The organism is Vibrio navarrensis, assembly GCF_000764325.1.
GTDB classification, from domain to species: Bacteria; Pseudomonadota; Gammaproteobacteria; order Enterobacterales; family Vibrionaceae; genus Vibrio; species Vibrio navarrensis.
Window position 1 is genome coordinate 2,525,655 of the sequence record NZ_JMCG01000001.1, and the last position, 22,065, is coordinate 2,547,719.

Annotated in this window: 20 protein-coding genes; 10 read left to right on the forward strand and 10 right to left on the reverse strand. The window is 49.4% G+C overall.

What is annotated here, in order from left to right; all coding sequences use genetic code 11:
• Nucleotides 1-7: 7 nt before the first annotated feature.
• Genes EA26_RS11250 through EA26_RS11260 form a run of 3 tightly spaced genes read left to right on the forward strand, consistent with a single transcriptional unit; the run spans nucleotide 8 to nucleotide 2,375 of the window.
• Nucleotides 8-748, forward strand: coding sequence for a 5-oxoprolinase subunit PxpA (locus tag EA26_RS11250; protein WP_081947067.1), 741 nt, complete (start codon nucleotides 8-10; stop codon nucleotides 746-748).
• 11 nt (nucleotides 749-759) lie between these two features.
• Entirely contained in the window at nucleotides 760-1,443 is a 684-nt protein-coding gene (locus tag EA26_RS11255; RefSeq protein ID WP_039427505.1) for a 5-oxoprolinase subunit B family protein, read from the forward strand.
• Nucleotides 1,440-2,375, forward strand: coding sequence for a 5-oxoprolinase subunit C family protein (locus EA26_RS11260; RefSeq protein WP_039427507.1), 936 nt, complete (start codon nucleotides 1,440-1,442; stop codon nucleotides 2,373-2,375). The genes EA26_RS11255 and EA26_RS11260 overlap by 4 nt, the downstream gene beginning before the upstream one ends.
• A 90-nt stretch (nucleotides 2,376-2,465) precedes the next feature.
• Here EA26_RS11260 and EA26_RS11265 read toward each other — a convergent pair whose 3' ends face one another.
• From EA26_RS11265 to EA26_RS11275, 3 genes are all read right to left on the reverse strand, one after another.
• Nucleotides 2,466-3,905 carry an FAD-dependent oxidoreductase gene (locus EA26_RS11265; RefSeq protein ID WP_039427509.1) on the reverse strand — a complete coding sequence of 480 codons (1,440 nt, stop codon included), beginning with the start codon at nucleotides 3,903-3,905 and terminating at the stop codon, nucleotides 2,466-2,468.
• A 319-nt stretch (nucleotides 3,906-4,224) separates the two neighbouring features.
• Nucleotides 4,225-6,696, reverse strand: coding sequence for an ABC transporter permease (locus EA26_RS11270; protein ID WP_039427511.1), 2,472 nt, complete (start codon nucleotides 6,694-6,696; stop codon nucleotides 4,225-4,227).
• Nucleotides 6,668-7,345 carry an ABC transporter ATP-binding protein gene (locus EA26_RS11275; protein WP_039427513.1) on the reverse strand — a complete coding sequence of 226 codons (678 nt, stop codon included), beginning with the start codon at nucleotides 7,343-7,345 and terminating at the stop codon, nucleotides 6,668-6,670. Before EA26_RS11275 ends, EA26_RS11270 begins: the two co-directional genes overlap by 29 nt.
• On the opposite strand from EA26_RS11275, the gene tesA reads away from it, so the two are divergent.
• From tesA to EA26_RS11295, 4 genes are all read left to right on the forward strand, one after another.
• Nucleotides 7,344-7,946 carry a multifunctional acyl-CoA thioesterase I/protease I/lysophospholipase L1 gene (gene tesA, locus EA26_RS11280; protein WP_039427515.1) on the forward strand — a complete coding sequence of 201 codons (603 nt, stop codon included), beginning with the start codon at nucleotides 7,344-7,346 and terminating at the stop codon, nucleotides 7,944-7,946. The two genes, EA26_RS11275 and tesA, sit on opposite strands and share 2 nt — an antisense overlap.
• An 81-nt stretch (nucleotides 7,947-8,027) precedes the next feature.
• Nucleotides 8,028-9,230 carry an enoyl-ACP reductase FabV gene (fabV, locus tag EA26_RS11285; protein ID WP_039427517.1) on the forward strand — a complete coding sequence of 401 codons (1,203 nt, stop codon included), beginning with the start codon at nucleotides 8,028-8,030 and terminating at the stop codon, nucleotides 9,228-9,230.
• Between the two features lie 189 nt (nucleotides 9,231-9,419).
• Nucleotides 9,420-11,333, forward strand: coding sequence for a sensor domain-containing phosphodiesterase (locus EA26_RS11290; protein WP_039427520.1), 1,914 nt, complete (start codon nucleotides 9,420-9,422; stop codon nucleotides 11,331-11,333).
• Nucleotides 11,334-11,419: 86 nt separating this feature from the next.
• On the forward strand, nucleotides 11,420-13,075 hold the full coding sequence (locus EA26_RS11295) for an ABC-ATPase domain-containing protein (RefSeq protein ID WP_039427521.1): 1,656 nt from the start codon (nucleotides 11,420-11,422) through the stop codon (nucleotides 13,073-13,075).
• A gap of 89 nt (nucleotides 13,076-13,164) precedes the next feature.
• On the opposite strand, the gene EA26_RS11300 is transcribed toward EA26_RS11295, so the two are convergent.
• Both EA26_RS11300 and EA26_RS11305 read right to left on the reverse strand, forming a co-directional pair.
• Nucleotides 13,165-13,782 (reverse strand): DNA-J related domain-containing protein, encoded by a 618-nt coding sequence (locus EA26_RS11300; RefSeq protein ID WP_039427523.1) that lies wholly within the window; start codon nucleotides 13,780-13,782, stop codon nucleotides 13,165-13,167.
• A gap of 199 nt (nucleotides 13,783-13,981) precedes the next feature.
• A complete protein-coding gene (locus EA26_RS11305) occupies nucleotides 13,982-14,821 on the reverse strand; it encodes an isopenicillin N synthase family dioxygenase (RefSeq protein ID WP_039427525.1) in 840 nt (279 codons plus the stop codon).
• 223 nt (nucleotides 14,822-15,044) lie between these two features.
• Between EA26_RS11305 and EA26_RS11310 the strand changes: the two genes are divergently transcribed.
• Complete coding sequence (locus EA26_RS11310) at nucleotides 15,045-15,641, forward strand: DUF2238 domain-containing protein (RefSeq protein ID WP_039427527.1); 597 nt, start codon at nucleotides 15,045-15,047, stop codon at nucleotides 15,639-15,641.
• Here the strand turns inward: EA26_RS11310 and cutA are convergent.
• A complete protein-coding gene (gene cutA, locus EA26_RS11315; RefSeq protein WP_039427529.1) occupies nucleotides 15,606-15,938 on the reverse strand; it encodes a divalent-cation tolerance protein CutA in 333 nt (110 codons plus the stop codon). The genes EA26_RS11310 and cutA overlap by 36 nt on opposite strands.
• Complete coding sequence (locus EA26_RS11320) at nucleotides 15,928-16,845, reverse strand: LysR family transcriptional regulator (RefSeq protein ID WP_039429037.1); 918 nt, start codon at nucleotides 16,843-16,845, stop codon at nucleotides 15,928-15,930. Before EA26_RS11320 ends, cutA begins: the two co-directional genes overlap by 11 nt.
• Nucleotides 16,846-17,022: 177 nt before the next feature.
• Between EA26_RS11320 and EA26_RS11325 the strand changes: the two genes are divergently transcribed.
• On the forward strand, nucleotides 17,023-18,657 hold the full coding sequence (locus EA26_RS11325) for a glycoside hydrolase family 13 protein (RefSeq protein ID WP_039427531.1): 1,635 nt from the start codon (nucleotides 17,023-17,025) through the stop codon (nucleotides 18,655-18,657).
• Nucleotides 18,658-18,715: 58 nt separating this feature from the next.
• On the opposite strand, the gene EA26_RS11330 is transcribed toward EA26_RS11325, so the two are convergent.
• The 3 genes from EA26_RS11330 to EA26_RS11340 all read right to left on the reverse strand — a co-directional run bounded on the left by EA26_RS11330 (nucleotide 18,716) and on the right by EA26_RS11340 (nucleotide 21,166).
• Nucleotides 18,716-20,419, reverse strand: a complete 1,704-nt coding sequence (locus tag EA26_RS11330; RefSeq protein ID WP_039427532.1) for an SgrR family transcriptional regulator — start codon at nucleotides 20,417-20,419, stop codon at nucleotides 18,716-18,718.
• A 76-nt stretch (nucleotides 20,420-20,495) separates the two neighbouring features.
• Entirely contained in the window at nucleotides 20,496-20,729 is a 234-nt protein-coding gene (locus tag EA26_RS11335; protein WP_039427534.1) for a DUF3389 domain-containing protein, read from the reverse strand.
• Between the two features lie 2 nt (nucleotides 20,730-20,731).
• Entirely contained in the window at nucleotides 20,732-21,166 is a 435-nt protein-coding gene (locus EA26_RS11340) for a hotdog fold thioesterase (protein WP_039427536.1), read from the reverse strand.
• 68 nt (nucleotides 21,167-21,234) lie between these two features.
• Between EA26_RS11340 and EA26_RS11345 the strand changes: the two genes are divergently transcribed.
• Nucleotides 21,235-22,026 carry a M48 family metallopeptidase gene (locus EA26_RS11345; protein WP_152593684.1) on the forward strand — a complete coding sequence of 264 codons (792 nt, stop codon included), beginning with the start codon at nucleotides 21,235-21,237 and terminating at the stop codon, nucleotides 22,024-22,026.
• Nucleotides 22,027-22,065 lie beyond the last annotated feature (39 nt).

Here is a 22,065-nt window from a genome sequence, read left to right on the forward strand (position 1 = left end):
AATTATAGTGAATAAGCAAAGAGTTACTCTAAATTGCGACATGGGCGAAAGCTTTGGGATCTGGCCTATGGGTTCTGATGAATTGGTGATGCCGTGGGTTGACATGGCCAATATCGCTTGTGGATTTCATGCCTCAGACCCTCACGTCATGGCTAAAACCGTCGCCTTAGCGAAGCATTATAACGTCAAAGTCGGCGCACACCCGGGATATCAAGATCTTAGTGGTTTCGGTCGCAGAAGTATACCTCACACCGCCGCGCAAATTACAGAAATCGTCCTTTATCAGGTGGGGGCATTGAAGGCTTTCTGCCAATATCACGATGTGCCGCTCCATTATGTCAAACCACATGGTGCACTCTACAACGATATGATGGCCGATGAAGAGGTGTTTCGCGCCATTGCTGAAGCCGTTTCGGTCTTCGCTCTACCACTGATGATTCTGGCAACCACAGACAATCAGCGCTACCTAGACATTGCGGACATTTTTGATGTGCCACTGCTGTTTGAAGCCTTTGCTGATCGCAGTTATCAAGAAGACGGTCGACTTACCCCGAGATCGCAAGTGAATGCGGTCTACCACAATGCCGATGACATCTATAATCAAGCGATGCAAATCGCCACCTATGGTTGCGTCACTACCGTTTCAGGAACAAGAGTGTTATTGGAAGCCGATACAATCTGTGTGCATGGTGATAATCCTGAGTCTATCGCCTTGGTACAAAGGCTGAGCCAAACATTGGCCAAATAAGAGGAAGAGATTTGAAGAGCAATTGCTACCGAATTCAACCCGTTTCTGAATGCAGCTTAATGGTGCACTTTGCCGAGAGCGTCAATGAGCAGCAAGTAGGCGAATTGGCGAATCTGATTCGGCAGACTCTACCCAATGCACTGATGAACGTGGTTCCTGCCTATCGTTCTATCTTGGTGGAATACTTACCTTTTCGCTTGAGTGAATCGCAGTTGTTGCTTCAGCTTGAGCAACTGTTGCAAAGTAGCCAAGTTACCACATCCGTTCAGGCCGGACGCAACCATCGCATTCCCGTTTATTATGCCAAACAGACCGCGCTGGATCTGGAGACGTTTCTTCATCGCGGCTTGTCACTGGATGACGTTGTCGAGCTGCACAGTGAAACGCCTTATACGGTTTCGGCGATTGGCTTCACACCAGGTTTTGCGTTTTTGTCTGACGTTGATGAACGCCTCGCCGTTCCTAGGCTAGCTTCGCCACGTGTTTCCGTCCCGGCAGGCAGTGTCGCGATCGCCGAAAGTAAGACGGCCATTTACCCATCCGCCACGCCCGGTGGCTGGAACATCATCGGCCGATGCCCAGTGTCTGTGTATAACCCGAACGAGGTTCCCGTGACCCCATTTACTATTGGTGACACAGTGACTTTTTACCCGATCAGTGAACAAGAGTATCTCGAATTAGGAGGCACATTGTGACAACCCACGCGCTAAAAGTCATCAAACCGGGGTCACTCAGCCTGATTCAGGACTTTGGCCGATTCGCCCTTGCCCATCAAGGCATCACGCAAGGCGGACCGGTGGACGACTACGCCTACAGTTGGTCGAACCATTTGCTGGGCAATCCCGTCAATTGCACCTCGTTGGAAATCACCTTAGGTCAAGCGGCATTCGAAGTACTCAGTTCGTGTCAACTGGCGATCTGTGGCGGCGATCTCGATGCGCGTCTCAACGGACACCCATTGCACAACTGGAGCGAATTTCGCGCGCACAAAGGTGACATTCTCACTTTTGGCTTAGCAAAAAATGGCCTGCGAGCTTACCTCTCAGTGGTTGGCGGCTTTGACGTCAGTCCGCAGCTTGGCAGCACCAGTACCGTCGTGCGCGATCATCTCGGCGGCCTGAAACAAAACGGCATGCCGCTGATTGCTGAACAATTATTACCGTTTACGCCACACCAACCTAGCTCAAATAAAGCCCGCTCGCTGACTTTCCGTTTCAAGCCTGATTACAACTTGCCGTTAAAATTGCGCGTGATTGAAGGTTATCAAGCCGCGGATTTTGCTGCCGAGGAAATCGCGCTGTTTTACCAAACGCGATTTAGCGTGGATCCCAACTCAAATCGCATGGGATACCGACTGGCCGGAGGGACGATTTCGCCTCCCTATCAGGGTATTTTGTCGGAAGGGATTACCTTGGGCGCCATTCAAGTGCCACCGAATGGTCAGCCAATCATTTTGCTAAATGACAGACAAACGATTGGCGGCTATCCCAAACTAGGCTGCGTTGCCCGAATCGACCTTCCAAGACTGGCGCAAGCAAAACCGGGGCAGGAGGTCCGTTTTGTTAGAGGCGACCGCGAGGGTTTGCAAGATGTCTGGTGCCAATGGGCACGTTTTTTTGGTTACTGATTGCTTTTGTTTATATTGATAGCGAAGGATGAAAACACACTGCGCGAGAAGAGACCAAGGCAGCTTACAACGCCGCCTTGGTTTTTGCGTTTATTGATACACCCCTTCCCCCACCACTTGAGCTAACGATACTGGGTAACCGCGCTGTTTGGCTAATGTAGTGGCTACCGATTCGATCTCACTGGTGGCCAGTGAACAGGTGACCGGGTGTTCTTGTTCGATGTGGGTGGAGATAGGCTTACCAAACCACTGCAAGGCGATTTTCTGCGCTGCAAGCAAAGTCGACGAGCCTTTGACAATTTCGATGCAAGCATAATGGTTAGCAGAAAAGGAGACATCTGCCGCGCGCAGTGTTGCATCACGCCCGGGAATTTGCTGTGCGCCAAACAGCGCTTTGCCCGCTGGCTTGGCACTGATAAAGGCCGGCAGCAACTTGGCCGCGTGTTCAATCGCCTTTTGGGTGCGCAGTTGCAAAACCGATTCATCCCATCCTGAACGGATCTTTTTGACGTATTGTGCTGGCAACTTCGGCTGCGCAGAGCGAGGCGATGCTGCCACTAAACCATCTTCAAATAGCGTGATATCTTCCGTCATACCATGCAGTTGAAAATAACCGTCAGCGTATGGCGTGAGCTGCGCCATGCCATCTGGCGTGCCACGTTCGCCATGAAAAATCACTTCTGGCCAAGCCTCATGGCATTCTTGCCACTGCGTGACGTACGCCGCTTTAAATTCGACCATACGTTGCGTGGCCACGCCAACCACATCATCGAGTTCGCCCGTTTCAAAACCACATGCGTTGATCAAATAATCAGCGTAGATAGGTTGAGACAAACCAGAAACATCCAACTGCCATTTAGCCCCATCCCACTGCGCGTGTTGCAACTCTCGGTTACACATCACCGTCGAGGCCGGAAAGCGCTCAAGGGCAAGGGTGGCGATGGCAGAAAGACGAAACACACTCCAGCCATATTCGGCCACCATGATCACCGGATATTTAAGCTGCTCGAGATCAGTATTTTTGGCAAATGGAATGCACCAGTCGTCAAATGTTTTAGGCTGCTCAGGCTGAGTTAGCCTCGCCAGGCGCGCGAGATCAGCTTTGGAATAGAGTTTGAAGTAGTCGTCCGGCTTGCCAAGCACTTGGTTGCGGGCGTCTTCTCGAACTAGATCTCGATATGCTTCGCGAATAATAGCCAGCCTTGGTAACAGCTCTTCGGCCTCTCCCGCATCACTGCGCGGTACCGCAATGATGGTGGGGCGAATGTTGATACTGGCTGGAAAAAGTCTGACGCTGTCGATCGATTGCTTCAGGAGGTCAATGCATTGCTGCGTCGAGATCTCACGATAGAGATTTCCCCCGGCGTGCAGATGACAGATCGGCGGACCATTGACCAAGGAAGGCCCTTTTTCTATCAAGGTCACCGCATAGCCTAATTCTGAAAAATGTATCGCGGCCGTGGCGCCAGCGACACCACCCCCTACAACGGCGATATGTTTGTTGCCGGTGGACGAGTTCAAAGCGTTCATTATTCCACTATGTCTATGAATTCTGGGATTGAATTCTACTCGTGATTGAACGTGAATAAAATCACAAATTCGCTGTGGATTTCTCCGTACAGCAGGCGAAAAGCATAAAAATTTGCAACGTAAAGATGGCAATAAAATTATCAAAAAAATACTTGACTGATTTGTCTCGATTTCAGTTTCTCGGCCAAATGTGAATAACCCTCTCTGCGCAAGTCCGATAGGGCAAAGACTTCGCTCACTTTGCCTTCTTTTTGAGCTTCACTTATCCCAAAAGTTATCCACTGATTTTGTGGATAACTGGGATAAGACTAGGCGGCTATTAGCCATACGAGTTATTCATGGGTGTCAATAACTGTTTGATTAAACTTGATACAACCATGAACAATGTCGCCAACGCCAAGGTGGGCAATAGCAGCCACAAATGTGGATGCAGCGTAGCGGATAAGTCAAAGCCGAAACGCATCACCGCCGCCACCGTTGCTTCCGCGCCGAGAGCAGAAATCGCACTGGCAATCAGCGCCATGATGCCAAATTCCGCCCAAATGGTACGCGTGACCCGTTTTTTCGGCGCGCCCAATGTGCGGTACAAGCGGATCTCTTGCTGACGCTGCGCTAAACTCAGGCGCAACAAGGTAAAGATCAACATCACTCCCGCCATCACCCCCATGAGTGCCAAAATCGAAATCGACCACACTATCTGCTCAACCAGATCTTGGATCTTGCTCGCCATGGTGCGAATGTCGAGCACACTGACGGTCGGGTATTGCCGCGACAACTGATTCAGCAAAGATGTCTGGTGCTCTTCAATACGAAAGCTGACCAAATAGGATGCAGGAATAGACGCCATCACATCCGGTGTAAAGATGAAATAGAAGTTAGGCTTCATATCACGCCACTCAACGTGACGAATGGTGTTGACCGTCGCGTTGAAGGTTTGACTGTTCACCACAAAGGTGAGCGTATCACCAACCTCGATTCCCATCTCTTCAGCTACTTTAGCTTCAACCGATACGCCTTGCGTTGGCGTCCAACTGCCCGAGGTCACCTGATTATAATCGGGCAAGCTCGCCCCCCAAGTAAGGTTTAACTCTCGACTCACTGCGTCACTGCGCTCTTGGCCATCTGGCCGGCTATAACTGGTGACATTTTCACCGTTGATGGCGGTAAATCGGCCGCGAATGATCGGATAAGCCGGAGAACGATTCACTTGGTTCTGGTCTAAAAACGTCAAATAAGGGTCAAGTTCAAAGTCACTGATATTGAGCGCAAACACATTGGCGGCATCGGCAGGCAGTGTCCGCTGCCAATCTTTAAGCAGATCGGTGCGCACCAGCCAAATGATCGCCAATAACATGAGCGACAATGACAACGCCCCCAACTGCAACCCACTGCCGAGTGCCGAGCGGTTGATGCGGCTCAGCGCCAGTTTAACGGAGGTAGAAAATGGTAAACGTGCCAATAGCTTACTCAGCGCTAAGCCAACAAAGGCTAGCACAATGAACAGCAGCATGATTGCCCCGAGCACAATCCACACCATGATGTTATTGTGGTAAATCGCCAACATAGGCAAAAGCGGCACCCCAATCAGCAGCCAGGTTTTCGATCGAATGGCTTTCTGCTGGTTGTCTGTTTGCATCACATTGATCGCTGATGTATGCAACAGAGCCGACAGCGGAATGCCCAATGCGGGAACCGCAATCAGTAACGCAGTCGCCAATGAGACTAAATACGGCGTAATGCCATACGATGGAAGCGGGTCCGGCAGCAGATCTTTCAATGGAATGCGCAGCAACTGCTCCAGACCTATGCCAATCAGGACGCCGATCACGGCCGCGCATACAAATAGCAGCGCTAGCTGAATCGCTAACCAACGCGCTATCCACGCTCGGCTTGCTCCAATGCTCTTTAACATCGCGATGGTTTGTTTTCGCGTGACAACGTAATTTTGGCAAGTCAGCACGAGTGTTGTCGCCGCCATAATGATGACAATCGCGACGGTCAGAGACAGATATTGATTGGTGCGTTCAAACACTTCGCTACTACGACTGGCACTCTCCTGATCGCGCCAACGATCACTCGGCGTCAGCTCAACGCTCTCTTTGACCTTAGCAATCGCTTGATCACTGCCGACGATAAAAAGACGATACTGCACACGGCTACCCACTTGAATCGCGCCAGTACGCGCTACATCCGTGTCGTGAATATACGCCGCTGGCATCTGTTGAAACGGATTGAAGCTTAATCCGGGTTCGCTCTCAATCACGCCAGAAACAACAAAATCTGCGTCGCCAATCGTGACATTGTCACCTTGCGTAACCTCCAGCCTTTCCATAATCCGGCTATCTAACCACAGTTCCCCCGGGTTCACATGCTGAGCGCGAGTTGTGTCGCTGCGCAGGCTCAGTTCACCAAGCAGCGGATAGCTCGATTGCACTGCCTTGACAGTGACTAACTGCATCCCCGTGTCACTAAAGGCCATGGTGGCAAAACGGGTCATTTTTGAGGTGGTAAGCGCTTCACTCTTGGCCGCATCGAGCAAGGTTTGTGGCAGAGGATTGGCGGAAATGAAGAGTGTATCGGCGGTGAGCGCATCTTTGCCCTGCTTGACGATCACCTGTTCCATACGCGTTGCCAAGGCCGATAAAGCGAACACCGCAGAGATGATCAGCACCAGCGCGACACTGATTGGCCAGAGATTGCCGTGGCGTATCTCTTCCAAACTCCAGGCGGTGAGCCTGCGATTTAATCCGTTTGACGCCATACTAACTCGCCTCCGACAGTTGACCTGCATCCATGCTAAACACGCGTTGGCAGCGCTGAGCAAGCTTCATATCGTGTGTCACCAACACTAACGTCGTGCCATGGTGTTGATTGAGCTCAAACAGCAGCTCAATGATTTTTTCTGCCGTGTGTTGATCGAGATTGCCGGTCGGTTCATCGGCAAACAAGATCTTCGGCTGGGCCATGAACGCGCGTGCCAAAGCCACCCGTTGCTGCTCGCCTCCCGACAACTGGCTCGGGAGGTGATCCACTCGCGAGGCCAAACCTACCGAGGCAAGCAACGCTTTACCTCGCTCGTTATCCTCCTCTTCCCCTTTGAGCAGACAAGGTAAAGTGACATTTTGCAGTGCGGTCAGGCTTGGAATGAGCAAAAAACTTTGGAAAACAAAGCCAATCGATTCACTGCGTAGCGCGGCACGCGCTTCATCGTCCAAACGAGACAAAGGTTGATCGAGCAGATAAACCTCGCCAGATGAGGAGACATCAAGGCCAGCTAAGAGTGTCATCAGGGTTGACTTTCCTGCACCGGAGGTGCCTACAATAGCCACACTCTCTCCTGCAGCGACTTCGAGATTGACATCGCTGAGGATGATTAACTTCTCATTGCTTGTAGACACTTGTTTACTAACGGATTTTGCTTTAATTACTGGAGATTGCATGGTCAGATTGTTTTCCTTAATGCTGATGTTAATCCTGTCGTGGACAGCAACGGCGGCTGAAAAAATTCTCATACTTGGCGATAGTTTAAGTGCAGGATACAACATGCCAGCCGAGCAGGCATGGCCAAGTTTGTTACCAGACGTACTAAAAACCTACGGGAAAGACGTACAAGTGATTAACGCCAGTATTTCAGGCGACACCACAGGCAACGGTTTGGCGCGCCTGCCAGACTTGTTAACCACCCACTCCCCCGATTGGGTGTTAATTGAACTGGGTGCCAACGATGGCCTCAGAGGTTTTCCGCCCAAAACCATCGCCGCGAATCTGTCACGGATGATCCAAATAACAAAGGCGGCGGGCGCGAAACCCGTGTTAATGCAAATACGCGTTCCACCTAACTACGGCAAACGTTACTCGCAAGCATTTTTCGATCTTTACCCTACCTTGGCAGAGCATCAACAAGTGCCATTGTTGCCCTTTTTCCTTGAGCAGGTGATCACTAAACCAGAATGGATGATGCAAGATGGCCTGCATCCCACCGCTGACGCGCAACCTTGGATTGCTGAGTTTGTTGCCGAAATGTTTAGCCAACATCTCTGATTTTAATGCCCTAGCTCAAATCATTTTACGTTTCTTTACGTTAGCCTAACTGCCTCTTTGTCCCCCAATCAGGAAAATGGCATGCGCATAGAACCACAAATTGATGGTGTTGTTGCCCGCTCAGCTCATCCTTATGGCTGTGAAGCTGCAATTAAACAACAAATAGAGTACGTAAAACGTGCGCCACAGATCACTCAAGGCCCTAAACGGGTACTGATCCTTGGTGCTTCCTCTGGATTTGGTCTTGCTGCTCGCATCGCACTGACGTTTGGCGGCGCTAAAGCAGACACCATCGGCGTCTCGTTCGAACGTGGTCCAAGTGAAAAAGGCACTGGCAGCGCGGGTTGGTACAACAACATTTTTTTCAAAGCACAAGCCCAAAAAGAAGGCCGTACCGCCATCAACATCGTCGGAGATGCCTTTGCCCAAGAGACGCGCGAACAAGTGATTGAAGCGATAGAGACCTATTTCGATGGCGAAGTTGACCTCATTATTTATAGCCTAGCGACTGGCATGCGGCCCATTCCGGGCAAACCCGGTGAGTTTTGGCGTAGCGTGATCAAACCCTATGGCCAGCCTATCACCGGCGCCTCCCTCGATTTACAGCATGACCGTTGGATTGAAACCACACTTGAGCCTGCCAGTGATGAGGAAGCCGAGCACACCATCAAAGTGATGGGCGGTGAAGATTGGCAAAGTTGGGTGGATGCGCTTATCAACACCGAATCCATCGCTGAAGGTTGTAAAACCATCGCCTTTTCTTACATCGGGCCGGAAGTCACTCACCCGATTTATCTCGACGGTACGCTAGGCCGGGCGAAAATCGATCTGCACCAAACCAGCCATGCGCTCAATTTGGAAATGGCCAATTTCAATGGCAGCGCCTACGCCACCGTCTGTAAAGCCTTGGTGACCAAAGCGAGCGTGTTTATTCCCGCGTTGTCTCCCTATCTGCTTGCCTTGTATAAAGTGATGAAAGCCGAGCAATGCCATGAAACCTGCATTGAACAGATGCAACGTTTATTTAGTACGAAACTCTATGGTCAAGCGAAAGTCGACGTGGACGGTGAACGCTTGATCCGCATCGATGAGTTAGAACTGGCTCCGCATATTCAGCAAAAGGTTAACGCTCTGTTGTCTGAAATGAACGGCGACAACTTTAAGCAACTTGGCGATTATGAAGGTTATAAAGACGAATTTTTAAAACTGAACGGCTTTGGCTTTGAGTCAGTTGATTACACTCAAGAGATTGATCTCGCTGACTTGAAAAAGTTGCGCCCTTAAGTCGCCAGTATATATGTCTTAAACTTGAGATTCTGTTTTTGACTGATGAAGTCCCGACCATATTTCGGGACTTTTTTTCATCTTGTTCTGCTTAACTCCTATACTTAACCCAAGTGCACTCTGCTCCCATTTGAGGCGCTCCATGTGACCACAGGATGTGGTGACAACGAGGATAAGGACTGCCAAGTCATGACGAAATTCAAAACGCTTGATTATCAAATTCCTGAACCAATGCAACACGGTTGGCAACGGATCGTCAATTTGCTTGCCGATATCGTTGGCGTGCCCGCCGCGTTGGTGATGCGTATTCACCCACAGCACATTGAGGTGTGCCGTACCAGCGAGACTCCGTTAAACCCTTACAAATTAGGCGATTCGGAAACGTTAGGTCACGGTTTGTATTGCGAGAGTGTCATCAATTCGAATACAGAGCTGATGATTCCCAACGCTCTGAGCGACCCGCTATGGGACAAAAATCCAGACATAAAATTGGGCATGATCTCCTATTGCGGTCTGCCGCTTCTGTGGCCAAATGGCGAGACGTTTGGCACCATCTGTCTGTTGGACGAAAGAGAAAATCATTTCAGTGACACTTATCGAGAATTGCTGCGCTGTTTTCGCAGCTCCATCGAAGCGCAGTTGGCCGTTGTCTATCAACATGAAAAACTGCTTAGGTTGAATAAAGCACTGCAACATCGCGTCGAGAGCCGAACCAGTAACTTGGCTCAGTTGAGCTTTTCACTGAGTCAGGAAAGAGACAAACGTCTTGCCGCCGAGCAGGATGCCGATTATCAGCGACAGCATGATCATGGCACTGGCTTTTTGAACCTCAGCGCACTGGAAAACCAGTTGCAAAGACAGTTAGAACAATCCAATCCCACCAACATTGCGGTCATCCATATCGGCTTTACCAATGCGCGCACCATTCAAGCCAAGTATGGTTTCGCCCTGTTTGAGGAGCTCTTGGTCGCGTATCGCAACCAAATTAGCATACCAGACGCGATGTTCACGTTAACTGGCCGCCCGGCGTCTCATGATTTGGTCATCGTCATCCAATCAGAGAGAATCGGCCAAATTTTAGAAACCTTGCTCTATCAGATTGTCGCTGTGGGTCAAAGCACCTTTAATATTGACAACAATGAGGTCCATCTGCACGCCTTTATCGGTGTTGCACTCTCAGATGCGCAGACAAACAGCGCCGAAGATTTACTCAGCCACGCCAATCAAGCCATGATAGTCAGTAAAGAATCCGGGCAGCGCTACACCTACTTCTCCTCAGCACACGCCGACGCGTTGTTGTATCACAACCAGATTGAAAGCTACCTATTGCAAGCAGTACGTAACGACGACCTTACGCTCTATTTTCAGCCCAAAGTGTGTCCCAACACCCACAAATGGATTGGCGCAGAGGCTTTGCTGCGCTGGAGCCACCCTGTGTTGGGGGATGTATCCAACGAAGCGCTTATCCATATGGCAGAACAAAATGGGCTGATTTTTGAGGTCGGTGCTTTTGTGCTGCGCGTGGCAATCGAAAAAGCCAAACAGTGGTCGGAAGTGGTTGAAAATTTCCGCGTAGCGGTCAACATCAGCGGCATTCAGTTGAAAAATCCGCTGTTTGCGGAACAAGTGCAGGATCTGCTAGAAGCTTATCAGCTCCCTTCTCACTATCTAGAACTTGAGGTCACAGAAAGCGGTTTGATCTCCGATGAACTGGTGGCGAAAGCGACGTTGAGCCGCTTACATGAACTCGGCGTGACATTGTCACTCGATGACTTTGGCACCGGATACTCTTCCTTCAGCTATCTGAAGAAATTCCCGTTTGATGCGATCAAAATCGACAAAAGTTTCGTCCAGCAAATTGAACATTCAGAGCAAGATGAAGAGATCATTCGCTCTATCATTCACGTGGCGAAAAAGCTCGATCTCGAAGTGGTGATGGAAGGTATCGAGACGGATGCGCAAGAAGCGTTTTTGATCCGTGAAGGCTGCGACATCGGCCAAGGCTTCTTATATGGCAAACCGATGCCGAGTAACGAGTTTGAGCAAGGCTTGTTCAACCAGAATTTCCTCGGCACTGCATCTTTTGCTTACCACACGTCATGATATCGGGCACAGACCCGATTTGGCTTTACTCTTCCTCCGGCGATTCCTATAATCGCCGCTTTTGTGTTTCTAAAAGGCTGATTGTTATGGACCTGTTGACTGCAAAACTCAAAAAGCTCGAAAAGCAAAACTATCGTGCCTACCAGCAGATAAAAGGACAATACAACTTTGGCGATTTCGACCTTTTCATCGATTATGTTCAGTCGGATCCCTTTGCTTCTGCGTCCCGATTCCGCGCTTTCCGTGCTTGGTCTTTAACTGGCCTTTCTTGGCTGCGTGATGAGTCGCCCGCTTATCAACTGGCTGCGCGTGATTTCATCGCCCGTAGCTTTGCAGAGTTTGCCAAGCAAGAATCCAGCGTTTCTATTGCGCTGCATGGTCAAACCGTGCTTGATAGCACTGCCGTTTTGTTTACAGAAGATGGTATTGAGCTGCGCTTTAGAGTCAATCTTCCGGCGGAAGGGCGCGATATTCTGGCGAAGAAGGCGCTGAATATTCTGACCTTCCACCTGCCCAAATTTATCCGCCGCGCGACCATCGAGCGAGAACTCGACAAAGAGGCGCTGATCAAACATTGTCAAACCGTCGAAGACCAAGAGTCGCTGCGCGAACAGTTAGCCAGTCACGGCTTAGTTGCGTTCGTCGCCAATGGAAGCCGTTTGCCACGCGTAGCGGGTAACTGCGATTTGCCCATGAAAGAGGCGGTGGAGTTTCAAGCGCCAGCCTCATTGCAAGTAACACTGCATGCGCCGAATCGTGGTTTTGTCAGCGGTTTAGGTATTCCCAAAGGCATTACCTTGATTGTCGGTGGTGGTTTCCACGGCAAATCGACGCTGCTGAGCGCCATTGAGCGCTCTATTTACAACCACATTCCGGGTGATGGCCGAGAGTACAGTGTCACCGACATCAATGCGATGAAGATCCGAGCGGAAGACGGTCGCTGCGTGCATCACCTCAATCTGTCGAACTACATCAACCATTTGCCGATGGGGAAAGAGACGGCCGATTTTACCACTCAGGATGCCTCAGGCTCGACATCACAAGCTGCTTGGTTACAGGAGTCGGTTGAAAGTGGCGTGAGCACTTTGCTGATTGATGAAGACACCTCAGCCACCAACTTTATGATCCGTGATGAGCGTATGCAGGCATTGGTTGCCAAAGGCGACGAACCTATCACGCCATTGGTTGACCGAATTGGCCAATTGCGTGACGAGTTGGACATCTCTACCATTATTGTCATGGGTGGCTCAGGCGATTATCTGGACGTTGCCGATACCGTAATCCAGATGCACGATTACCAAGCGGTTGATGTGACAGAAAAAGCGAAGCAAGTGATTGCATTGCACCCAACTCAGCGTCACAACGAATCTGAATCACCTTTGGTCACATTTCCGCCTCGCGCGTTAAACTGTCAGGCGTTGATGAACATTCTCACCGATGGCAAGTTCCGCGTTTCCGCCAAAGGAAAAGAGTCGCTACGCTTTGGTAAAGAGTTTGCGGATATCTCAGCGTTAGAACAGTTGGAATCATCTGACGAGGTGAATGCCATCGGTTGGGTTTGGTATCAGTTGGCACAAATGCCCGGTTGGTGCAACAACCCGGCAAAAGCTGTTACCGAACTACTGCAAGGCGCATGGTTTGAGAAGATGCCTCAGCATGGCGACCTCGCCAAGCCTCGCCCACTCGATGTGATGGCTGCGCTTAACCGCATGCGTAAGTCTCAGTTTCGCAATAACAACTAGGTTTTCAGCTTGATAACAAACGCCCTGCACAATGCAGGGCGTTTTTTATGTGGTGGACTTAATCGATGGTGAACTTCATAGATGGTAAATTAGTGACGCAAAACGTTCCAGGCTTCGCACAGAATGCGAAAGCGCTCTGCGTTGCCATTGTCGCGATCTGGATGCCAACGTAGCGCCAATCGACGCCAACGTTTACGAATGTCTGCGGCGGTGGCGTGTTGATCCAGTTCAAAAAGCTGCAATGCCTTATTTCTATCGATATCATCACCTTCGTGGTGCCCCACAAAACGGCGATATCGGGTCCAGAACTCATTTAACAGTCGCTTCACTTCCCCTTCATTGGCTTCGTAGTTTTGCCACTGCACATAATACTCACGCAGCGGATCATCGACATCAATGGTATGGCCAGCGCAGGCGTGGCTTGACATCAGCACGATATCCATCGCTTCCACTTGCAGCCAATTGTCTGGATACAGCGTTTCTTGCAGCTGATAGAGCGCGTTCATGATGAGAAAGTTGCGTTTAAATAGATCTTTCTCTGGCAGAGGGTCAAGCTCATAGATAAAACCCTGCTCACCTAAATGGGCGGCTAACGTGTGCACTTTCCATCCACTGGGCTGCTTACGAAGAACCTCCAATATTGGCCACAACAGCGGGTTTTCCATGTACGTCTGAAACGTACTCGCCAGATTGGTCTGCTCCTGCATTGTCTTACGCCTTTAATACTATTTGCTCAGATAAAGTTAAGTATGAACGGTAGGTTTACCTTGTTTCCTATTTTCATTCAAAGCCAACCCCGCCAATTTGTCGAGCAAGATTTCGTTTTGAATGTCAGTTCGTGAAGCAATGTACAAAAAAAGAGACAGCCGCTTGGCTGTCTCGTTCAGATTTACGCAAAAGATGGGCTTAAATCACACCAAGCTCACGCAGACGCTCCATCAAGTAACTATGCGCCGTGTAACGCTCTGAAAGCACCACCTCTGGTTTTGGATGAAGGAAAAGCGGCAGGGAAATGCGAGATTGTTCCTGACGCTCACCCGTTGGGTTGATCACGCGGTGGGTGGTGGATGGAAAGTAACCGCCGGAAGCTTCCTGCAACATATCACCAATGTTGATGATGAGGTTGCCAAAATCACAAGGCACATCAATCCAAGAGCCATCTTTCGCTTTCACCTGTAAACCCGGCTCGTTTGAGGCAGGTAACACAGTCAAGAGGTTGATATCTTCGTGAGCCGCGGCGCGAATTGCTCCCGGCTCTTCATCACCTTTCATCGGTGGGTAATGCAGCACACGCAGCAGCGTTTTTTCGCTACCGTTGATCATTTCAGACAGCGCGATTGAGAATTTCTCTTGCACCTCTTTTGGCGCGTGCTCTTCAACCCAGCCCAACAGCTCAGACGCGAACGCATTGGCGCGCTGGTAATAGTCTAGAATCTCTTCTTTCAGCTGAGCAGGAATTTGTCCCCAAGGGTAAACGTGAAAGTACTCTTTAATGTCTTTGACGCTGTGACCTTTAGCCACTTCAGAGACCGATGGGGGAAAGTAACCATCTTGGGTTTCAACGTTAAAGTGGAAATCGTGTTTCTCTTCAGTGCAAAAGAACTCGTACCAATTTTTGTAAATCGATTCGACCAACTCTTTCGGGATAGGATGATTTTTTAAAACGCCAAAGCCTGTTTCACGCAGGGACTTAACAAACTGCTCAGCGGCATCTTCAGCGAGATAATCGACGGTTTCCAGTTTCATGACTTTACTTCTGATTGTTGTTATTTAATTTGAGAGGCGGATTTTATCGCTCGCATCAAATGTAAATCAAACTTTAATGAAGTGTTTTAATGCAAACGATCAAATGTTGCGCGAGCTACCTCACATTCAACACCTTTTGTAAGCGTCTCTCCAACGACAAAGCAATTGAACAACGTTCATTATGCTGTCATCATTCGCCTGAATATCAACAAGGAACTGCTGCATGAAATTGAACCGTACACTGCTGCTTTTTGCCATTGCTTATCTATCCATTTTTCTTTTTTCTGCTATTGCTCCGAGCTCTCGCGCGGTTTGGATTGCAGAGATCATTCCCGCCGTGGCGATTTTTGCTGTGATCTTGTGGCTTAGCCGCTCGTTTCAATTTAGCCAAACGGCCTATCTACTGATGTTTGCTTGGCTGGGGCTGCACACCATTGGGGCGAAATACACCTTTGCTGAAGTGCCTTTTGACTGGTTTAACCAACTGATTGGCTCTGAGCGCAACAATTTTGATCGAATCGCCCACTTTTCTATCGGTTTATACGCCTACCCAGTAGCCGAATACCTTGTTCGTCAGCACAAGCAATCTGCTCTGTTTGCTTCACTATTCGCGTTGTTTGCCATCATGAGCTTGGCGGCAGGCTATGAGATTGTGGAATGGTGGTACGCAGCCCTCGCCGGTGGAGACGAAGGCATTGCATTCTTAGGCTCTCAAGGAGATGTGTGGGACGCGCAAAAAGATATGTTATGCGACACTTTGGGCGCAATCAGCGCGCTCGCGTTATTACAGCTCCAGCGTATTGGCCGCAATCCAGCTTAAGTAAGGATTAAAGCCATCTTGGATTTCCAGTTGCACAATTTGCGGTACTTCGTAATTGTGTAACTGGCTGATTTGTTCTTCAACTTGAGGATATAAGTCTTTGCGAGTTTTGATCACCAGCAAGGTTTCCACGTCCTGACACACCTCACCTTGCCAAACGTAATGACTGTTGATCGCCATTTCTTGAACACACGCCGCCAGTTTTTGCGTCAATAATGCTTTGATTATCTGATTTTTGTTGGCTTCGTTATTGGTTGTCGTCAACACGACACAGAAGGCTTGCTTGTTATCGACCATGGCTTTCCCTTAGTAACTGAACGAAATGGTGCGTTTTTTCATCATCCACGCCTTTCTTAGTATAGACACCGATATTGCCACGCTGCTCTTGATTCACCACCAGCGTTTCGATTTGATGCTCAGCCATCCACAGGCACATTTTATCGGTGTACGGCATCACGGCATCGCTGGCTTTGAGCAGATCAAGGCTGGCAGAGAGTGAGTCCACATCGTAAATCGCCCGTCCTTGAAAACGCTGGTTGGCTAAATCAAACGGTGAGCTCATGTGCTCAGCCAACACCGAGCGATGCCTTGCATGATCAGGCGTAACACGCAGGAGCGCAAAGTCGTTTTGCGCTATCAAACGCTTACTGGTGTCGGTTTTGTATTTCTGCAGCAAAGGATGTCCGCGGCGAACAAACAGCGCCTCGTAATCACGAAACAGAGGAATAAAGTTAACTTGGCAGCGTTCATGCAGCCCATGCACTTCATGGCCAATAAAGAGATCAATCTCCCCCTGTACCAAGTGGTGCATCAACGAGAGATTGTTCCCAAACTCGAGATGCAGCGAACAATTGGGCACTTGTTGCTGGTATCGGGCGATCGCTTCACGCACAAACAACTCCCACCACGCCTCTCCTGTCCCCACTTTCAACTTGCCACAGTGGCGCTGTTGCATGTCCATCATCTGGTGGATTAGCTGAGAGTGTTTTTCTTGCTGCTCTTCGACGTAGTTTCTAAACAGACGACCATATTCGGTCAGTTCTACCCCTTTAGAACGGCGATGAAACAACGCAACGCCCATATCGCTTTCGAGTTTTTTAATCGCTGTGGTAAGCGATGGTTGGCTGATATTGAGCTTTTCAGCAGCTTGTTTGATGTTGCATTCGCGTGCCACCATCAGAAAATATCGATAGGTTCTATTCATAGCATTCAGATAAAAGTCACATTTTACACGCTGCATTCCTGTCCAATTTCACGCAGCAGGCAGAGTATACGTAATGATATAGCTATTATCTATATCAAGAGGCATGCATTCTATTTTATCTGCCGCCCACTTCTCACTATAGTTAGGCATAAAATGTGAGTTTAGAAGGCAGAACAAATGGAAACAAAATGGTGGCATGACGCGGTGGTTTATCAGATTTACCCGCGCAGTTTTTGTGACTCAAACAACGATGGCATCGGCGATATCAACGGCATCATTAGCAAGCTTGATTATCTGCAACAGCTCGGCGTTAACGTGCTGTGGCTCTCTCCGGTGTATAAGTCACCAATGGACGACAACGGTTACGACATCTCGGATTACCAAGATATCGCGGCTGAATTTGGCACCATGGATGAGATGAAAACGCTGCTGGCCGAAGCCAAACAGCGTGATATCAAGATTGTGATGGATTTGGTGGTTAACCACACTTCCGATGAACATCCTTGGTTTATTGAAGCGAAAAAGTCCAAAGATAATCCCTATCGCGATTACTATATCTGGCGAGATGCCAAGCCCGATGGCAGTGCGCCTGATGATCTAGGGTCCATTTTCGGTGGCAGTGCTTGGCAGTGGGATGAAACCACACAGCAGTACTATTTCCACCTCTTTTCCAAACGCCAACCGGATCTGAACTGGGAAAATCCTAAAGTTCAACAAGAAGTGCACCAAATGATGAACTGGTGGATTGAGCAAGGTATCGGCGGTTTTCGTTTGGATGTGATCGATTTGATTGGTAAAGAGATCGACAAAGGCATCACAGGTAATGGGCCAAGGTTACACCCGCTGCTGCAAGAGATGAATCGTGCCACCTTTGGCGACAAAGATCTGCTCACCGTTGGCGAAACTTGGGGCGCAACGCCGGAGATCGCCAAACTCTACAGCGATCCAGCGCGCCACGAGCTTTCTATGGTGTTCCAGTTTGAACACATTACGCTCACCTGGCAGCATGGCGATAAGTGGAACCCTATTCCGTTGGATCTAAAACAGTTCAAACAAGTGCTGACTAAATGGCAAACCGAACTGGCCGATCAGGGCTGGAATTCACTGTTCTGGAACAATCATGACTTACCACGTGTGGTGTCCAAATACGGCAATGATCGAGAATTGCGGGTAGAATCCGCCAAAATGCTCGCAACGGCGCTCCATTTCCTCAAAGGTACGCCTTACATCTACCAAGGGGAAGAGATTGGGATGACCAATGTCGCTTTTGATTCGTTGCAGCAGTACAAAGACATTGAAACGCTCAATTTCTATCAGGTAAAAACGCAGTCTGGCGTCTCACACGAGCATATGATGCAAGCGATCCATGAAAACAGCCGAGACAACGCCCGCACCCCGATGCAGTGGTCAAATGAACCTCATGCTGGTTTTAGCCAAGTGGAACCGTGGATTGAAACCAATCCAAATTATGGAGCGATTAACGTTGAGCAAGCGTTAGCCGACCAGAACTCGATCTTCTATCACTACCAGAAGTTGATTCAGTTGCGCAAAGCTCACCCAGCGATTGTGTATGGTGATTTCACCCCACTGTTTGAAGACCACGACAGTGTGTTTGCTTACCTGCGCAAACATCAGGATGAAACTTTGCTGGTGATTAACAACTTTAGCGAAACGGCGCTGAGTGTTGAGCTGCCCGAAGCGTTAAGAAACCAGTCGGTGGAATGTTTGATTTGCAACTATGAAGCGAAGCAGCATCTTGACGTGACATTGTCACTCAAACCATATGAATCTTTGGCATTTAAGCTCAATTAAACAACCATTTGAATACGCAGAGGCCCGATATTGGGCCTCTTTTCTAACTCGCAGATCTTCAATTTTCGTTTTCAAGCTGCAGATCGGGCTTAACCCAGACTTGGCTAAAATCAAACCAGCCTAGCGCATTGCATTTGGCGTTTTGCAGCGCACCACTATGATCTTTGTTGACACCAAGCCAGCAGTGGAACATTGGGATCACTTGGAAACTTTTCACCAACTGTTTACCAATCTCTCTGGCAGGAAAATCGTTTAGCACGCCACTGCGCCAACTCTCCACCAGCGCCAGCCAACGCTGGAAATCGTAGTCTGTGCTCATGGATTCCATATTGCTGTAATCAAGCAGCCACCCTGCCAACGCGTCTTCCCGGTTGGTGGCAATGCCCATCGCTTTGAGCCAAATGTCGACCTCTTCAGGTTTTTCTAAGGCGCAATCGTATTTGACAAAATCAACCTCGATTCGATAACGCTTTAAGATGGTTTTAATCGTTTTGGCGATCACAGGAAACATCGGGTGCTTGGCTTGATAAGCGACCGAAATACGTTCCAGCTCGCCCGGCGGCTGGGCGTTTGGATTGGGATAAAGATCAATCCAACCCGGTTTGATGCCGTACGCTTGCAGCAAACCAAGTTCGATCACTTTGTCCTGAGGCACATGACTAAACAGTTGATAGCCATTGAGCACGGCGGATAAAAACTCCGCCCAGCGCGGATCTTTCGCCACACCGCTACGTTTATTGAGCAGTAAAAAGGTGCAACCGGGATCGAGTTCAACCTCATCAGAGCGCGACGAAGCGTTCATGATCGGCTTACTTAAACTTGGATAGACCATCGAGGAGTACGATTCATCGATCACCCACACCTCCACTTGGTCGAGCAGTGGACGAAAGCCGAAATAGCCATCGAAAGCTCTTAAAATCAGTCGCTTATCGTCATTCGATTGCACCATGTATGGGCCCGTACCCACTGGGCGAATATGATAGTCTTCACTGCGCAGTCGCTGGGGCAAGAGAATTTTCGCCTGCGATTCACTCAAGGCCAGCGGCAAGTACAGATCGTCTTTAAACAGCCGAATATCCACTACCCAAGGACTGGGCGAGCTCACCGATTGCACATGGGCAAAAAGGTTGAGGTGATGTAACTCTCGCAGGCTTTCAATCACCATTTCGGTGGTCAACAGCTCACCATTATGAAAGCGCACTCCCGGACGAAGATAGAATCGCCAATGCGCTTTTGAGAGCATTTCCCACGTATGGGCCAGATCTGGCTGCAGCAGATCGTTGTCGTCTAGCTTGGTTAAACCACTAAAAATTTGCCGAGCGATATGAATTTCGGTGCGGCGCATTTGCAAGTGCGGGTTGAGCATCGACAGCGGACGATAATAAGGCAGACGCACCACCTGCTCGCCTTCGCGATGTGAGACACCAAGATAGCCTTGGATCACTTGCGTCAGCTTCGCCGCGTCACTGTCGAGCACTTCGAGCGCCTGACCAATTTTCCCTTCTTCGAGATACCGTCTGGCGAGATTTTCACTGACGTCGGCTTTGCTGCGCTTGAAGATCAGCGTCGAGAGCTTACCCCGCCCTGCCGCCGGATGCCATTCGATCCAACCTTCTTCTTCCAGCTTGTTAAGGACAATGCGGGCATTTCGGCGGGTACAGAAGAGAATTTCGGTGATGTCTTCCAGTTGCACTCCGCTATTTTTGCCATCGAAGTGCTGAAAAAGGGTTTCGAATTGAACTCTAAGACGCGGGCTACTCATAAAAAGGGAAATCAAGTCGTCAATTTTCGTGACTACCAGTTTCCCTATTTTTCAAAGTGAGTGCAAACGATTTTCTCTATTCGATAGCAACGCCAATTTGCGCTGAAATTTCAGTAAGTTGGTTTTCGTTGTCCAGTTTTACCGACCATTTACATTCCGCACCATTGGCAACAATCACATTCGCACCACGGCCAATTAACTGCAACGCGTCTACCTGAGCTTGTAGAGTGATACCGGAGTGGCAAGCCAATTTGATCACCACTTCGTGCAGTGTTGCAATGATCTTCCCTTGGCTAAACTCAACCACCATCGCTATACGCCCCGCTCTTTATGCTGTTTGACCGCAATCGTTAACCGGCTGGTGCACACCAATCTTTCCCGTTCATCGCTGATGTTAATTTGCCAAACTTGAGTCGAAACGCCTAAGTGCAACGGTGAAGCGGTACCGATAACCAAACCACTGCGCATCGGCCTTATGTGGTTGGCGTTAATGTCTAGGCCGACACAGTAGTGCCCCGGACCGACACTGAAATTGGCCGCCAGTGACCCCAAGGTTTCGGCCAACACCACCGACGCACCGCCATGCAGCATGCCAAGTGGCTGATGAGTGAAGCTGCACACGGGCATCGTCGCCGTGAGCGTTTGATCAGTAAAATCGGTATATCGAATTTGCAAGTGCTCGATCAAGGTGTTCTTAGAGGTCGCGTTTAAGGTTTCAAGATCAATCGGTTTTTTCCAGATACTCATCGTTTTACCTGATTTTGGTTATAATCGGCGCTAGTATATACCCAAAGTTCGATGATATGGAGATGGTGATGTCGACACGATTAAAAGCCGCAGCCCTGCTCGCTGTCGCTGGCCTTACAGCTTGCAGCTCTTCCCCGACCGGGCGTAATCAGCTACTGATGTTTTCTGATGCGGAAATGTCTACCCTCGGGGCAAACTCTTTTGAGCAGATGAAAAAAGAGACGCCGATTAGCCAAGACAAAGCCCTCAACCAATATGTCCAGTGCGTGGCAAAAGCGATCACCAATACGATTCCGCCTCAGCCCAGTTTCAAAGAGTGGGAAGTGGTGGTGTTTGACAGTGAGCAAGTGAACGCGTTTGCTCTACCTGGCGGGAAAATCGGTGTTTATACCGGGCTACTCAATGTTGCGGTCAATCAAGATCAGTTAGCCACTGTGATTGGTCATGAAGTCGCCCACGTGTTGGCAGAGCACAGCAATGAACGTCTCTCACAAAGCCAGATAGCGAATGCCAGCTTGCAACTGGCAAACGTTGCCATCGGCGCATCGGAATACAAAGAATATCAGAAGGTGACGATGGCGGCGCTCGGCGTTGGCGTGCAGTACGGCGTGATTCTGCCTTATGGCCGCACCCAAGAATCGGAAGCAGATTTGGTCGGTTTAGAGTACATGGCCAAAGCAGGATTTGATCCAAACCAGAGCATTGAACTTTGGAAAAATATGGCCAAAGCGTCTGGGGGTAAACAACCACCAGAACTGCTTTCTACTCACCCTTCACACAACACGCGGATAAAAGATCTGCAAACCAAGATAAGCCAGCTACCCAAAAGCAGCGTGGCTGCACCAAAATGCAAAGCGTAAACCTATCGCAGCGCAGATAGACAAAGAGCTCCAAAACTC

Coding starts and splice junctions, on each gene's coding strand:
- EA26_RS11265 (WP_039427509.1), bottom strand. CDS start 3,905: ATGAACGCTTTGAACTCGTCCACCGGCAACAAACATATCGCCGTTGTA.
- EA26_RS11270 (WP_039427511.1), bottom strand. CDS start 6,696: ATGCAGGTCAACTGTCGGAGGCGAGTTAGTATGGCGTCAAACGGATTA.
- tesA (WP_039427515.1), top strand. CDS start 7,344: ATGGTCAGATTGTTTTCCTTAATGCTGATGTTAATCCTGTCGTGGACA.
- EA26_RS11275 (WP_039427513.1), bottom strand. CDS start 7,345: ATGCAATCTCCAGTAATTAAAGCAAAATCCGTTAGTAAACAAGTGTCT.
- fabV (WP_039427517.1), top strand. CDS start 8,028: ATGCGCATAGAACCACAAATTGATGGTGTTGTTGCCCGCTCAGCTCAT.
- EA26_RS11290 (WP_039427520.1), top strand. CDS start 9,420: ATGACGAAATTCAAAACGCTTGATTATCAAATTCCTGAACCAATGCAA.
- EA26_RS11295 (WP_039427521.1), top strand. CDS start 11,420: ATGGACCTGTTGACTGCAAAACTCAAAAAGCTCGAAAAGCAAAACTAT.
- EA26_RS11300 (WP_039427523.1), bottom strand. CDS start 13,782: ATGCAGGAGCAGACCAATCTGGCGAGTACGTTTCAGACGTACATGGAA.
- EA26_RS11305 (WP_039427525.1), bottom strand. CDS start 14,821: ATGAAACTGGAAACCGTCGATTATCTCGCTGAAGATGCCGCTGAGCAG.
- EA26_RS11310 (WP_039427527.1), top strand. CDS start 15,045: ATGAAATTGAACCGTACACTGCTGCTTTTTGCCATTGCTTATCTATCC.
- cutA (WP_039427529.1), bottom strand. CDS start 15,938: ATGGTCGATAACAAGCAAGCCTTCTGTGTCGTGTTGACGACAACCAAT.
- EA26_RS11320 (WP_039429037.1), bottom strand. CDS start 16,845: ATGAATAGAACCTATCGATATTTTCTGATGGTGGCACGCGAATGCAAC.
- EA26_RS11325 (WP_039427531.1), top strand. CDS start 17,023: ATGGAAACAAAATGGTGGCATGACGCGGTGGTTTATCAGATTTACCCG.
- EA26_RS11330 (WP_039427532.1), bottom strand. CDS start 20,419: ATGAGTAGCCCGCGTCTTAGAGTTCAATTCGAAACCCTTTTTCAGCAC.
- EA26_RS11335 (WP_039427534.1), bottom strand. CDS start 20,729: ATGGTGGTTGAGTTTAGCCAAGGGAAGATCATTGCAACACTGCACGAA.
- EA26_RS11340 (WP_039427536.1), bottom strand. CDS start 21,166: ATGAGTATCTGGAAAAAACCGATTGATCTTGAAACCTTAAACGCGACC.
- EA26_RS11345 (WP_152593684.1), top strand. CDS start 21,235: ATGTCGACACGATTAAAAGCCGCAGCCCTGCTCGCTGTCGCTGGCCTT.